This is a genomic window from Streptacidiphilus sp. EB103A, assembly GCF_041261405.1.
Taxonomy (GTDB): Bacteria; Actinomycetota; Actinomycetes; order Streptomycetales; family Streptomycetaceae; genus Streptacidiphilus.
This window is the reverse complement of the sequence record NZ_JBGCAQ010000005.1, coordinates 1-14,430: the sequence shown is the minus strand read 5'-3', so window position 1 is coordinate 14,430 and position 14,430 is coordinate 1. Positions and strand designations below refer to the sequence as shown.

Sequence of the window (14,430 nt, the reverse complement as noted above, 5' to 3'; positions counted from 1 at the left end):
CGGAATACCAGTCCGGATGTCGGTGTACGCAGCCCCGCCCTCGGGTCCGTACTCTGATGCGGTGACAGAGCCCACCACAGGGAGACAAAGGTGACCGGAAGCACCGACCCATCGGCCCCCGCACCGCAGGTGCTGGCCGAGGCCGCGGCCTCCTTCGGCATGCTCGCCTCGCCGGTACGGCTGCACATCCTGTGGATCCTGGCGTCGGGCGAGTGCGACGTGACCGGGTTGTCGGAACAGGTCGGCGGGGCCCTGCCGGCGATCAGCCAGCACCTGGCCAAACTCAGACTCGCCGGCCTGGTGCGCTCCCGGCGCGAGGGTCACCGCCAGGTCTACCTGGTGGACGATCCGCACCTGGTCGCCCTGGTCCAGTCGATGATCGACCACCTCTCCGACACCAGCCCGGCGCAACGCCAGGCGGACCGCCGTGCCCGGGCTCTCTGAGGCATCCCGGGACTTCCGGCGTCCACTCGAACCGGGCCGCTCCGGCAGCCCGGACCCGGCGGCAGCCAGCGTCCCACCAGCCATAGCGGCGACGCTCAGCGAGCTCCAGGTACTGCGCCGACTGGCCAGCGGCCCCCGCGGGCTCCAGGAGGCCCAGGCCGAGAGCCGACTGGCAGCCTGGGGGGAGAACACTCTGGCACCGGCACACTCCCCGCGCCGGCTGCAGCGGCTCGCACTGGCCCTGCGCGATCCGTTCACCCTGCTCCTGTGCTTCCTCGCGGTCATCTCAGCCGCCAACGGCGCCCGGTACAGCACCACCGTCATCACCGTGCTGGTGGCCGTCAGTTGCGTCCTTCGGGTGGTCGCCGAGCGAGGAGCGGATCACGACACCGCCGCGGTGCGCGAGATCAACTGGGCCGGGGGAACCGCGACCGTGCTGCGCCGAAGCGACTCCACGGCAGCCCCGCTCGCCCGCGAGGTGCCGCTGGACGAACTGGTGCCCGGTGATCTGGTGCGGCTGTCGGCCGGCGACCCGATCCCCGCCGACCTGCGCCTGCTGAGGACCGCCGGTCTCGCCGTCGACCAGGCCGCCCTGACCGGCGAGTCCGCACCAGTGCCCAAGACGGCGCACTCCGATCCGCGCGCCGTGGCCACCCTTCCACGAGCCCTGCTGGACCAACCCCATCTGTGCTTCCTCGGCAGCCGGGTGACCACCGGCACCGGCACCGCCGTGGTGCTGGCCACGGGCAGCGACACCCATCTGGGCGCGGCCCACCGCCGACCGGCGACCGCGCGGCCTCCCTCCGGCTTCGAGCTCAGTGTGCGCGCGGTGGCCGGACTGCTGATCCGGTTCATGCTCGTCTCGCTCGCGCTGGTGCTCGCGGCCGGCACCCTGGTGGGTGGACGCGGCTGGGAGACCGTGCCGTTCGCCATCGCCGTCGCGGTGGGGCTCACCCCGGAGATGCTGCCGGTCGTGGTGAACACCGTCCTGGCCCGCGGGGTGGTCGCGCTGCGCCGCCGGCGCATCGTGGTCAAGCGGCCGTCGGCCCTGCACGACCTGGGCGCCATGGACGTGCTGTGCGTCGACAAGACCGGCACCCTGACCCGGGACCGGCTCACCGTCGACCGGGCGCTGGATCCACAGGGCGAAGCGGATCCGCAGGTGCTGCGCTGGGCGGCGGCCAACAGCCTGGTCTGCCTGGAACTCGGCGACCCGCCGGTCCTGGACGGCCTGGACGAGGCCCTGCTGGAGGGCGCCGAGGGGCTCGACCCCTCCTGGGCCGACGCGGTGGTCGGGATCCAGGCCATCCCCTTCGACCCGGTCCGCCGCCTGGCCACCGCGGTGCTCCGCGGCGACCGGCGCACGGGCACCCACACACTCCTGGTGAAGGGCGGTGTGGAGGACGTACTGGAGCGCTGCACGGCACTGGCCGCCCCGGACGGTCACCCGCGCACCCTCGACGCCGATCAGCGCGAGCGCTTTCTGAACCTCGCCGCCGAGCAGGCCGCCCGAGGCCTGCGGCTGCTGGCCGTCGCCGTCGCCCACCGCGCGGCCGGCGCCCGCCCCTGCACTCCGGCGGACGAACACGGCCTGACCCTGGTCGGGCTGGTCGCGCTGCGCGACGAACCCGAACCCTCCGCCGCGGCAGCCGTCGCCGATTTGCGTGCCCACGGCGTGCAGGTGAAGGTCATCACCGGGGACCACCCGCAGACCGCCGCCCGGGCCTGCACCGACATCGGCATCGACCCCGGAGACCCGGTCCTGGCCTGCGACCTGGACCTCCTGGACGACGCCGCACTGGCCCAACTGGCCGCGACCACCACCCTGTTCGCCCGCGCCACCCCCGCCCACAAGGCCCGCATCGTGCGCGCACTGCGCTCGGCCGGGCACACCGTCGGCTTCCTGGGCGACGGCGCCAACGACGTCCCGGCCCTGCGCGCGGCCGACCTCGGCATCTGCCCCCAGGGCGCCGTCGACACCGCCCGCGAGCACGCCGACGTCCTGCTCACCGGCTCCGATCTGGCCGCCGTCAGCCGCAGCCTGCCCGAGGCCCGACGGTCCCTGGCCAACATCGGCGCCTACCTGCGCACCACGCTGTCCGCCAACCTCGGCAACGTGATCACCATGCTCACCGCCGGAGTGTTCCTGCCGTTCCTGCCGATGCTCCCCGCCCAGGTCCTGGTGCAGAACCTGTGTTTCGACGCCGCCCAGCTCACCCTTGCCTTCGACCGGCCCCGCATCTCCGGCGTGCACCTCCCCCGACTTCCGGACCGCCGCACACTGGCGGGGTATGTGCTGTTCTTCGGCGTCCTCAACGCCCTCGCCGACCTGGTGACCTTCGCCGCGATAAGCCACCTCACCCGCGGTCTGGGCCCGGCAGAGACCCAGATCGCCTTCCACACCGGCTGGTTCACCGAGAACCTGATCTCCCAGGCCCTGACCATCCATGTCCTGCGCGCCTCCTCCGTACGCCCTCGCACGCCGGCACCCTGGCCGGTGCGCGTCGGTAACGCGGCGCTCGCCGCCACCGGCCTGCTCCTACCGCTGACCCCGCTGGGCGCGGCCCTGGGCCTGGGCGCCCTGCCGGCCGGCTACTACCCGCTGCTCGCGGCGATCCTCGGCGGCTACACCCTGCTCCTGCTCGCCGCCCGCGAGCTGTGGCACCGCGCCGGCAACCGCAGTCGGGGGAGGCGGTTCCCGCATCAAGGTTTCAGTCCTGCGCAATAATGCATTCCCCGGCCGCGGACGCGGAACGCCGAGTACGGGCACGGGGCCGACCGCTGAGGGCACAAGAATTTCACAGGGGTTGCAAGGGATACCCCGCTTACGAACGGACCCCGACCTTCCTAGCGTGGACACGTCAAGTACGGCAGATTTCGGACCATCCGCCCAGGATGCGCCCGGACGATGCCCAACTCCGCGCTCCAGGAGGAACGTTGAAAACCCCCCTGAAATCCCTGGTCGGCCTGCTGGCCGCACCGCTGCCGATCATCGCGATCGGCGCGTCCCCCGCCACCGCCCAGACCACGCCGGCCCTCACCCAGCAGGTCGCGGTCCACGGCGACGTCGTCCCCGCGGCCGGCCACTCCACCCGGCTCGGCGCCGTCGCCTCCGACAAGCGTATATCGGTCGCCGTCAGCCTCGCGCCGCGTGACCGGGCGGGACTGAACGCCTTCCTCGCCCAGGTGCACGACCCCAAGTCCCCGCAGTACAAGCACTACCTGACGGTCAAGCAGTTCGCCGCCCGCTTCGGCGCATCCGCCGCGAGCATCGCCGCCACCACCGCCTACCTCAGCTCCCAGGGGCTCTCCGTCGGCAAGGTCTACGGCGGCCACCTCGTCATCGACGCGACCGGCAGCGCGGCCCAGGTCGAGAAGGCCTTCCACGTGGCGCTGTCCACCTTCCGCGACAGCCGCACCAAGCGCGACTTCTACGCCAACACCACCGACCCGACCCTGCCCCGCGGCCTGGCCGCGAACATCGTCGACGTCTCGGGCCTCAACAACTACGCCCAGCTCAAGCACTTCGAGCAGCGCAAGACCGCGGCGGCGCACCAGAGGAGCCACGCCAAGTCCCACGCCGTCTCCGGCCTGACGCCCACTCAGGCGCTGGCCGCGTACGACCTCAGCTCCGAGAACAGCAACGGCTACACCGGCTCGGGCCAGACCATCGGCCTGGTCGAGTTCTCCAGCTTCGACCAGTCCAACATCGACACCTACGACAGCACCTTCTCCCTCAGCCCCTCCACCCCCTCCGTCGTCAGCATCGACGGCGGCACCACGGACACCTCCGGCGAGGGCGAGGTGGAGCTCGACATCGAGGTCATCCAGGCGCTCGCCCCCGGCGCCAGCATCAAGGTGTACGAGGCCCCCAACAGCACCGCCGGCGACACCGACCTGTACGCGGCGCTGGTCAGCGCCGACGTGCCCATCGTCTCGATCAGCTGGGGCCAGTCCGAGTCCAGCACCACCAGCTCCAGCCGCTCCTCGGACGAGAACGCGTTCAGCGAGGCGTCCGCCCAGGGCCAGTCGGTCTTCGCCGCCTCCGGCGACAACGGCTCCGACGACGCGGGCGACGGCACCACCTCCGTCGACTTCCCCGCCAGCGACCAGTACGTCACCGGTGTCGGCGGCACCACGCTGAGCACCGACTCCTCCGGCAACTACAGCGGCGAGACCGCCTGGTCCGGCAGCGGCGGCGGCACCTCGGCCCTCTACGCCCAGCCCAGCTACCAGTCCGGCGTCACCAGCGACACCAACCGCGACGTCCCGGACGTGTCAGCAGTGGCCGACCCCAGCACCGGCTGGGCGATCTACACCTCCGGCGCCTGGGCCGAGTACGGCGGCACCAGCGCCGCGGCCCCCAACTGGGCGGCGTTCACCGCGATCTACGACCAGTACGCCGCAGCCAAGGGCGGCTCCGCGCTCGGCTACGCCAACTCCTCCATCTACGCACTGGCGACCGGATCCAACTACAGCACCGCCTTCCACGACGTCACCAGCGGCAGCAACGGCTCCTTCAGCGCCGGCACCGGCTACGACCAGGTAACCGGCTGGGGCTCCTACGACGGCGCCAACTTCATCACGGCCAGCCTCGGCTGACAGCGGGGTGGCCCGCTAGCGAGGGGCCCGCCACGGCGACCCAAGCGCCGCCGTTCCCCTCCGCGGACCCGATGACCGCATCGTCGCCGGCCACATCCGCGCTCCTGGTCCGTGGGCGGTCCACAAATTTTTGACCGCGGAGAAGAACGGTCGGACACATAGCGTCACTCCGAACAGGGCCCGGCGCTCGATAGCAAAAATGGCCCCCCATCTGCGATTCCGCTGGTGGGGGGCCGTCCCGTTCCCCAGTAGCGTGTACAGGGTTCGAACCTATGCAGGTAGAGCCAGCAGATTTACATCCGGCCCGACAGCGCCGATTGGTTCCTGTGTTTGGTATACCGCCCCACCGCCGACCACCTTCTGCTCCCGCGGCCTGGACGATTCAACATCGGATCCAGACTGTGAACCGTCCGCCAAAGTGGTTGGGTTCAGGTCTGTCACCGCCCACCGCTGCACACTCCATGATCCAGCAACAGCACGACGATCACGATCTGTCAGCATCCAGCGTGCAGCTACGATATCAACCCGAGTAACCCATAACCTGGATCGCCATCGGACGCATATCATCATTCGCAACCTCAGCCTGAAACCCAGCCGAATTGAGAATTCCGACAATCGCATCGCGCATATGTGAGGCAACCGTTCCGGAATGGCGAATGACCGGCGCTTCGAGCTCACGACGCAGGACACTTTCAGCGACAGACTGGGAAAGAGTTGGATCGGGGCGCCATGACACGAAGACGCCCCCCGCCTCGTCGTCGCCGGCGTCAACCTCCACCTCTGCCCCGGCTGGACCCACCACCTCGACCATTCGGAAGGCTGGGATCCCAGCCAGTTGGAGTTCACGGCAAACGTGGTCAGCCAACTTGTTTCGGCTAGCGAGGACATCGTCGGAAGCGTTGACGTAGTCAAACATGCACGAACACCCGGCTTGTAGTTAGTAGTTGATCTGGTTGAAGAGTATGACGGGTACCGTAAGGGCCACCACCCGCAACGCATCTCAGGCTACCGCGTCCCCAAATCAGCGACCGCCAGCTGCGGCGATCGTCTGTCTGAGTAGCTCGTTGGAGGCTGCGTTCGCTGTAGCGTCATCCCCCAAGGAACCGACCAGTTAATTGGGGTACCCGGGCTCAGGGCGCCATCCAATATAGGCCAACAGACCGAGCAAGGTTGGGGCCCACTGTACAGTTCGGTGATTTGACTCGGCTCGAAACTCCGCGCCTTCAGCTGGTCTAGAATATGATTCTCAGAGTGGTAACCATTCACCTTGCTGAAGCCATATACAAGGTCCCCGATCTTGGGGTCATTCCAACCCGGGACACGCGCGACTGCAACATTTCGCCCTGGACTCACTCCCGCTGCGACACGACCATTGTAAGCGGCATTGCTCAGCTCATTGCTGTTGTACGGAATTCCTCCGCACGTATTGTGCACCAGCACGGGCATATTGCCAGCCAGCACATAGTACGTGTGGAGTTGCGCGACGGTCAGGTTCCAGCGGTTGGCGGCACCGGGGGTCGTCTTGACGTTCAGGACGGTGGGGTGGTGCCCCGTGGTGCTGGCGAGTTTGTCGCCGGCTTTGAGATGATCGGCTCGGGTCCAGGTGCGGGTGGTGTCGTCCCAGAAGGGGTGGTTGGCCGTGGTGTGGATGACGGACGGGTGTCCGTTGCCGGTGTTGACCGTGACGTCGAGGAGGTCGTTGTCGTGGTTGATCCACACATGTTGGACGGTTCGGCCACCGACGTCTTTACCAGTGCCGGGATCGGCGGACTCTACTGTGTCGCCGGCCTTGATCTTGCCGATCGCCTTTTGGGTCCCACCCGCCAGGAGGACTGGGGTAGTGGGAGCGAAACTGCACCCCCCCAACGCAAGCGCGGCATCGTCTTCCGCGCCCGCTTCTGGAGCAGCCAGCAGCATCCCCATGGTGGCGAGGAATCCGCCGGCTTGGTAGGACTTCCGGCTGGTGTTGATGCCCAGCGAGGTTGCCAGGGGGTGGGCGTCGAAGGCTACGGACCAGCCTGAGGGCCTAAAGTTCCCGCTCGTTGCGTAGTTGTACGCCGACGAGACGGCCTCGGCCATGTAGTTCGATCCCGGCAGGAGCGACTTAGCTCCCTCCGCGAGGGTGTCGGCAAAGCCGACAGCAGCGTTCCCCACGTCGCCAGCCGTGATGTTGCCCACGCCTCCGCAAGAACCATTGCTATCGCCGCAGTCCCATGTGAGGAGAGTCTCGGTGTGGCCACCGATGTCCTGGTGCATCTGCCCGGAGGGGTCGCTGCCCTTGATGGGGTTGCTGTCCGCGTAGGCGTAGCCGCTGAAGGACTGCGGGTCTGCCGTGTTGAGGAGCGGGTCGTCGCTGATGAAGCGGCCGATGGTGGCGTCGTATTTACGCGCGCCGATGTCGGCGTATCCGGTGCTGGCGTCCTGAGGTTTGTCGAGGTAGGAGTGTGTGGCGTCGGGCCACAGGGTGGTGTTGGCGCTGGCCCGTTTTTCGCCGTAGGGCTTGTACTGCTGCCGGGCCACCTGCTGCGTGGTGACGTCCATGGCCATGGAGGGTGTGCCGTGGAGGTCCGTGAACAGGTAGTCCAGGCCCCCGCCGGACATGCTGGATCGCATGGCGATCGGGGTACCGGCGAAAGTGTAGGTGCGGATGGCACCGATGAGCTTGTGGGTGGTAAGCGCGGTGTTGACGACCATTTCGGTGTCGCCGGCGAAGAAGATGGTCTGCCCGGGGTCGCGGCGCAGGAGCTGGTTGCCGTCGGCGTCGTAGACGTACGAGGTGCTGGTGGTCCCGGTGGTGACCTTCTGCAGGTGACCTTGATCATCCCAGGTCAGCGTCTGGGCTGTGCCGGTGGTGGGGGTTCGGGTCAGCAGGTTGCCGTCGGCGTCGTAGGTCAGGTTGGTGGGGTTGGCGCCGGTTGTGGCGGTCAGGGTGTGGGGCTGGGTGCCGTTGGCGCAGGTTCCGGTGCAGCCGTCGGTGTAGGCGGTAGTGGTGTCGCTGCCGGTGCCGGTGGCGTGGTCGATGCTCTGGACGCGGTCGCCGATGACGTCGTAGCTGAAGGACTGCCAGTAGGACCCGGCAGTGGTGGACACCGTGCTGGCCGCGGGTGTGCTGGCGCCAGTGGGACATGCGGTGCTGCTGGTGGTCCAAGCACTGGTCAGGCGGTCCAGGGCGTCGTAGGCGAAGCACTGCCGGTCGGTGACGGTGCTGCCGGTCTCGCTCTGCAAGTCGGTGGCCGAGGTGGGGTTGCCGGAGGCGTCGTAGGTGTACTGGGTGTCGTCGACCAGTGGCCCGGGTGCCAGGGTGCGCGAGATCTGACGATCACTCAGGTGCAGGGTCTGCGTGTCGTAGGAGTTGACGATGTAGGCCGGGTCGGTGGAGGCGCCGAGGGTGATCCGCAGTGGCTGGCTGAAATCGCTGTAGACGGTCGAGGCCGCATAGATGTCGGTGGCGGTTTCGTTGCTGATGGGGTTGCCGAGGGCGTCGTAGCCGTATTGCAGATTCTCGGCGGACATCCCGTAGGCCTCGGGGTCGGACTGGGTGGTCAGCAACTGGTCGTTGGTGGTGTAACCGTAGGTGATGGTGGTGGTGGTCGGCAGAGGTGCCTCGGCGGCGGGCAGTGTGATCTTTGTGCCGCTGGGCTTGCCCAGGGTGGTGTAGCCCAGGGTGGCCACGGTGTAGCCGCCGGTGGTGCCCTGGACATAGCTGGTGGAGGAGGTGGGCTGGCCGATGCGCAGGGTGTCGTAGAGCCACGACGCGAACTCGAAGTTGCTCTTGGACTTGTCTGTGCCGGTGAGCTTGCGGCCCATCAAGTCGTAGGTGTAGTCGAGTTCGATACCGCGCGCGTCGGTGGCGGAGGTCTGGTTCCCGGCGTCGTCGTAGCCGTAGGTGCTCGCGCCGACGTCCGGGTCGCTCTGGGAGGTCTTGCGTCCCATGAGGTCGTAGGCGAACGTCCAGGCGCTGTTGTCGGGGCTGGTGACGGTGTGCTGCTGTCCGGCCGGGGTGAAGGTGTAGCTGGTTGTGGTGCCGGCGCCGGTTCCCGCGCCGATGGCGAAGCCGGCGGTGGGGCTGCCGGTCAGGGTCGGGGCACTGGTGTACTGCTCCAGGGCGGTCTTCTGGCCGCGGGCGTCGACGGTGGTCGTGGTGGCGACGCCGCCGGTGGGTGGGATGACGGTGGTGGTGTCGTTGGTGTAGGCGGTGCGAGTGGTCCAGGTGGTGGCTTCGGCGGCTTCCTCGGAGACCTGGGTCGCGCGGCCCATGGCGTCGTGGTCGGTGACCGTGGTGTCAGGGATGGAGACCTGCGAGACGCTGACCAGACTGCCGCCCGGGGTGCCGGAGACCGAGTAGGAGTTGTTCGTCACCACGGTCCAGCCGTGGGAGTCGTACTCGGTGTCCGAGACCGTCACCGTGCCGTTCTCGGCAGTCGCCTGGGTCTGGATCGGCTGGAGCATCGCGTCGTACAGGGTCTCTGAGGTGCTGTAGCTGCCGTTGTCCAGCAGCTTGTGCGTGGCCACCACCGACGGGGCGCTCGCGGAGAGGGTGTAGCTGTAGGTAGTGTTCGCCGGTGCGCTCGAGGCCTTGCTCTCGTTGGGCAGCCAGACTGCGGTCATCCGCCCCAGGGCGTCGTAGGTCAAGGTGGTGACCAGGCCCGCGACATCGGTCTTGGTGACGGGCAGCGCGCGTGCCGCGTCCAGGACGATGGTGGCGACCTCACAGGTCTTGGACGTCGCCGTGGCGGTGGTGCAGGTCGCGCCAGGGGTGACCTGGGTGGCCGTCACGACGCTGGTCGGCAACGCCCCGGTCGCCGGGGTGTAGGAGGTGGCGACGCTCTGGGCCAGGCTCGCGCCGCTCGCGCTGGTGGAGTTGGGTGTGCGCACCGTCTGGGTGACGCGCCCGTAGCTGTCGAAGGCCGACGAGCTCTGCGCGACGTAGGCGGTGGCGGCCGCCCCGGAGGCTGCTGACGCCTTCTCGGTGAGGCTGATCTCGCCCTTGGTGGGCGCGGTGCCTGCGGGCGTGGCTCCGTCGTAGGTGAAGGCGTGGCCGTCGAACGAGGAACGGGTGTCCGAGATCAGCGTGCCGGAGGCGGTGGCGTTGGCGCTGGTGCAGTCCTGGGTGGTGACGGTGGTCTGGGCGAGGACGACGAGCAGTTCGCTGCTGTTGGTCAGGTAGCGGGTAAAGGTGCACCGGGTCACGTTGCCGGTGGCCGTGGGCTCGCCCCGGTCATCGCTCTGCACGGGCATGCCGGTGGTGGGCTGGCCCAATGTGGTGTTGTAGAAGGTGTCGGTCTCGGTCTTGCGCCATCCGTAGGAGACGGCCTGGCGGGTGAGGATCTTGGCGGTGCGCACCATCTGCGCGGTCAGGTCCGGCAGACCGGTGCGGGTACGGGTGGCGGTGGGACCGAGAATGGTCGGGACCGTGACCACGGCCTTGTCGATGGTGGTGCCGGTGGCGTCGGTATAGGTGTCGGTTTCGAAGACCTGTCCGGCCAGGGCGTTGTCGTCGGCGACGCTGACGGTTCCGTCCTGGCTCGCGAGCGGCGACACGCTACGGGTGCCAGAGGGCATGGTGTCGCCGTTCATGCCCAGGAAGTAGTGGGCCTTGGACAGCGTCCGCTGGTCGAAGACCTGCGCCTTGTTGGTCAAGTGGAACGTCGTGGTGGTTCCGGTGGTGGTGTCGACCTCGGAGAAGCCGCGGAACTGGCCCCAGGTGCGATACTTGGCCTTGACGGTCTCGTTGTCGTCGTAGTGCCAGCCCGGCGTGCCGTAGGTGTAGGCGGTGGTCTGGGAGGGCTCAGTGCCGTCCTGGTAGCTGTTCTTCAGGTCCAGGGTCTGCACCTGCTTGACCGGGTGCAGGTAGAACCAGTCCATCATCGGATTCGGCTGGCCGGTGGGCGTCCAGTACACCGGGAAGCACCACAGCGTGTTGGTGGACGCGAAGCCCTTGGCCGCGGCGTCGGTGGGATCGTTGGGGTCGCTGGCCGGGGCGCTGGAGCAGTCCGGTTTGTCGTTGTAGGTGACGGTGGTCTGGGCGCCGGTCTCCGAGGTGATCGTGCCGATCCGGTCATGGTCCAGGGCCGGCATGCCGGGGATGGTGCCCACCCGGTTGATGAGCTGATAGGGCGTAAAGCTGACGGTGGGAGTGGGGGTGGTGCTGGTGTCGCCGCCGCCGGTGTCCAAGCCAGTGTGGGTGATGGAGTCCAGCCACAGGTCGCCGTCGGGGAAGTGCTGGGCCAGGGTGTACTGGTCGACCTGCTTTGTCGCTCCGGCGACCTGGACCTGCGTGGTGATCGTGGTCAGCCGCTTGCGGGACCAGAACGTCGGTGCGTGGTTGGTGCAGGACGAGCCGCTGGCGCAGTTCTGGTCGATGGGGGTGTCGGGCCAGTACTGAGGGTTGGCGACGGTGAACTGAGTGTCGGTGCAGCTGTTGCCGCTGGGAGTGCCGACGATGCAGCGCTCCGCAGAGGCGTTGAACACGATCTGCTCAGGTGCGGTCGCGGAGTAGATCGTGGAGGAGGTCATGCCGTAGTCGATGCGGGCCAGGGTGCCGCCGCGGGTGTAGGCGACGGCGGTGTTCTGGGCGTCGGCGCCGTAGTAGTTGGCCTCCGGGTTGTAGTAGTAGGCGGTCGCGTTGCCGTGCAGGTCGACGGTGTAGTCGAGGTTGAAGCGGTAGCCCAGGGTGCAGGAGGTGCTGGCGAAGGAGCCGCTGGGGCAGGCGGAGATGCCGCTGTGGGCCTGGTAGACCGGTTCGGTCCAGGCCGACTGGGTGGTCGCGTCACCGGTGGCCCAGCCGGGCAGATGGTTCAGGCCGAAGAAGTACTGCGTGCCGCCTTCGGTGACCTTGAAGTATTCGCCGTTGGTGGTGCCGTTGGTGGCCCCGGTCAGGTTTTCGACCTTGGTGGTGCCGTCGTCGGCGGCCAGGTGGAAGGGGTTGGTGGTGTTACCGGCGTCGTAGACGATGGCCGTGGTCTTACCGCCCAGGGACATGGTCAGGATCTGCCCGTTCCAGCATTCGTCGCCGTCTCCGGTCGGTGCCCCGGAGGAGGTGTCGTCGCTGCAGGACCGGTAGGTGCGTTCGATGTAGCTGTCGTTCGTCGACCAGCCGTCACCCACCCATGAGGACTGGTTGTTGGTGCCGGCCGTGCGGGCGTCCTGGCTGGATGAGTCGTAGCTCAGGGCGATGCTGGGGGCGGCGCCGCCGATAGCAGCCGGTGTGGGGATCGGATAGCTGTACGTGAAGGCGCCGGTGTTGCCCGCCGTTGACCAGCTGCCCCCGGGCGTCAGGCTCGTTGCGGTGTAGTCCCCGGTCGAGCCGCTGGCTCCGGAGGTCGCCGCCAGCGTCACGACGGCCGACGCAGTAGCCGCCCTGGCGGTCCGTGTGGCAGCGGTGGGCACGGGGTCCGGAAGTGACACCTGGGCGGTCAGCGGCGTTGCGGCCGAGACACTGCTGACAGGAGTCTGCTTCTGGCAACTGGCCAGCTGGGGCGTCGTCAGTGCACAGGCAGGAAGCTGCACCAGGTGCAGTCGGGCGGCGTAGTTGCCGCCATAGGCCTCGGAGAACGTGGAATCGTCCACGCTGACCTGCACCGGACCGCCAGCTGAGCCGGTGCTCTGGGCGGTGAACAGCATGCCGTGGATACCTGCGGCCTGCGCCGTCGCCTGGGAGGCGACACTTACTTCCACCTGGGAAGGGCTCGTAGTCACAGGACTGGAAGCGGCTCCCGTCGACCCGGTGGTCGAGGTGCCCGGAAGAGTGATTCGGGCGATGGATATCGGCGTGGTGCCGGCGCGCACGGGACCCGTTGCCGCGACACCCACTGTCGTGTGCTTCGTCGATGTACCGGAGGAGGTAGTGCCCGTGGGCAGGGTGACGGTGGCGGAGGCGGCGCCGGGCAACTGGTCGTGTCCGGCCGAGTTGAACCGCTGGACGGTCTTGGGCAGCGCAACGGTTTTCGGCACGGCCAGGGAGTGCGCCAGGGGGTGTTCCGCGGGAACCGCTGGAGCGGCGATGTGACGCTTGGTCGCAGATGCTGTCAGCGCCTGGTTGGCAGGCGCCAAACCGGTGGCGACGACCGCAGCTGCCGCAACCAGCGCTACGCGCCGCGACAGCGCACGGGCACGATGGCGTGACAGGCCGACAAAACGCACCATGGCGCGCAGATTCCTCCCCATTCGCGCCCGCAGCAGGCATACAAACCCCACCAACCGTCTGCGGGCGTACACAAGCCAGGCTATGGAGATCCACAGCCCCGCATCGGCACACCGTAAGACGTGACATGCCCCCGGCGGGCCGACTCCCTGGTAAGAGTCTCCCCAAAGGCGCTTCTTAACCTTCACATAGCCTATTCAAATAAGACATGTCGTTCCGTCACGATGCTTCGCCTGCGCATTGCTGATGGACCGCTGTCACATCGGCCACGCACAATGACGCGGACGCGGAGCCCACCGGGGGGACCTCCGCCGCCTCGCGAAGGGCCCGATCATCCACATGCGTCTCACCGCCCCTACCCGCAGGCGACGGCGGCGCGGCCGGCCTCTCGCGGCGTCACTGTCCGCTCTGCTGGCCGCGACCGCACTGGGCGCGGCCGTGCCTGCGCACGCCGCTGCCACCCCTGCCGCGACACAGGCCTCGACGCGCGCCTCCAGCAGCGCGGCCGCTCTAGACGCGAAGTCGACTGCTGCGCGGTGGACCGCCTCGCAGCAGGCCCAGGCCTCCGGGCAGCCGGTGACGGTGGCTTCCGCCACGACCGAGTCCTCGCAGTTGACGGCCAATCCGGACGGCACCTACACGGAGTCGATGTCCTCCAGCCCGCAGCGGGTGTGGAAGAACGGTGCCTGGACGCCCGTCGACACCACGCTCACCGCGCAGAGCAACGGCAGCCTGGTGCCCAAGGCGGCCGATACGAGTGTGGTGTTCTCCGCCGGCGGCAGCACCACGATGGCGACCCTCAGCAGCGGGATCGAGTCGCTGACCCTGACCTGGCCCACCGCACTGCCGCAGCCGGTGGTCTCCGGCGACACCGCCACGTACCCGAACGTTCTTCCCTCGGTGGATCTGCAGCTGACGGCTGACGCCAGCGGGTACTCCACCGTCCTGGTGATCAAGGATGCCCAGGCGGCGTCCAATCCGGCGCTGCAGACCCTGACGCTGGGTACCGAGACTACCGGCCTGAACGTCGTCGCCACCCCGGGCGGCGGCGCGCAAGCCGTGAATGCAGCCACGGGCGAGACCGTGTTCCACAGCGACACCACCACGATGTGGGACAGCAGCTCCAACACTTCCTCCTCCGCCAGCGCTTCGGCTTCGGCTTCGGCTTCGGCTTCGGCTTCGGCTTCGGCTTCGGCTTCGGCTTCGGCTTCGGCTTCGGCTTCGGCTTCGGCTTCGGCTTC

At 68.2% G+C, this 14,430-nt stretch carries 5 protein-coding genes and 1 pseudogene; 4 read left to right on the top strand and 2 right to left on the bottom strand.

Annotation, left to right across the window (positions count from 1 at the left end; genetic code table 11):
- The first annotated feature begins 90 nt into the window (after positions 1-90).
- The 3 genes from ABH941_RS09220 (at position 91) to ABH941_RS09210 (ending at position 5,046) form a co-directional block, all read left to right on the top strand.
- Positions 91-444, top strand: a complete 354-nt coding sequence (locus tag ABH941_RS09220; protein ID WP_370128161.1) for an ArsR/SmtB family transcription factor — start codon at positions 91-93, stop codon at positions 442-444.
- Positions 428-3,172 carry a magnesium-translocating P-type ATPase gene (gene mgtA, locus ABH941_RS09215; RefSeq protein ID WP_370128160.1) on the top strand — a complete coding sequence of 915 codons (2,745 nt, stop codon included), beginning with the start codon at positions 428-430 and terminating at the stop codon, positions 3,170-3,172. The genes ABH941_RS09220 and mgtA overlap by 17 nt, the downstream gene beginning before the upstream one ends.
- A 209-nt stretch (positions 3,173-3,381) precedes the next feature.
- On the top strand, positions 3,382-5,046 hold the full coding sequence (locus ABH941_RS09210; RefSeq protein ID WP_370128159.1) for a protease pro-enzyme activation domain-containing protein: 1,665 nt from the start codon (positions 3,382-3,384) through the stop codon (positions 5,044-5,046).
- Positions 5,047-5,566: 520 nt separating this feature from the next.
- Here ABH941_RS09210 and ABH941_RS09205 read toward each other — a convergent pair.
- Entirely contained in the window at positions 5,567-5,962 is a 396-nt protein-coding gene (locus ABH941_RS09205) for a hypothetical protein (protein WP_370128158.1), read from the bottom strand.
- 89 nt (positions 5,963-6,051) lie between these two features.
- Entirely contained in the window at positions 6,052-12,999 is a 6,948-nt protein-coding gene (locus ABH941_RS09200) for a polymorphic toxin-type HINT domain-containing protein (protein WP_370128157.1), read from the bottom strand.
- A 529-nt stretch (positions 13,000-13,528) separates the two neighbouring features.
- On the opposite strand from ABH941_RS09200, the pseudogene ABH941_RS09195 reads away from it, so the two are divergent.
- A pseudogene (locus ABH941_RS09195) lies at positions 13,529-14,430 on the top strand (LamG domain-containing protein); the annotation flags it as partial.

Coding starts and splice junctions, on each gene's coding strand:
- ABH941_RS09205 (WP_370128158.1), bottom strand. CDS start 5,962: ATGTTTGACTACGTCAACGCTTCCGACGATGTCCTCGCTAGCCGAAAC.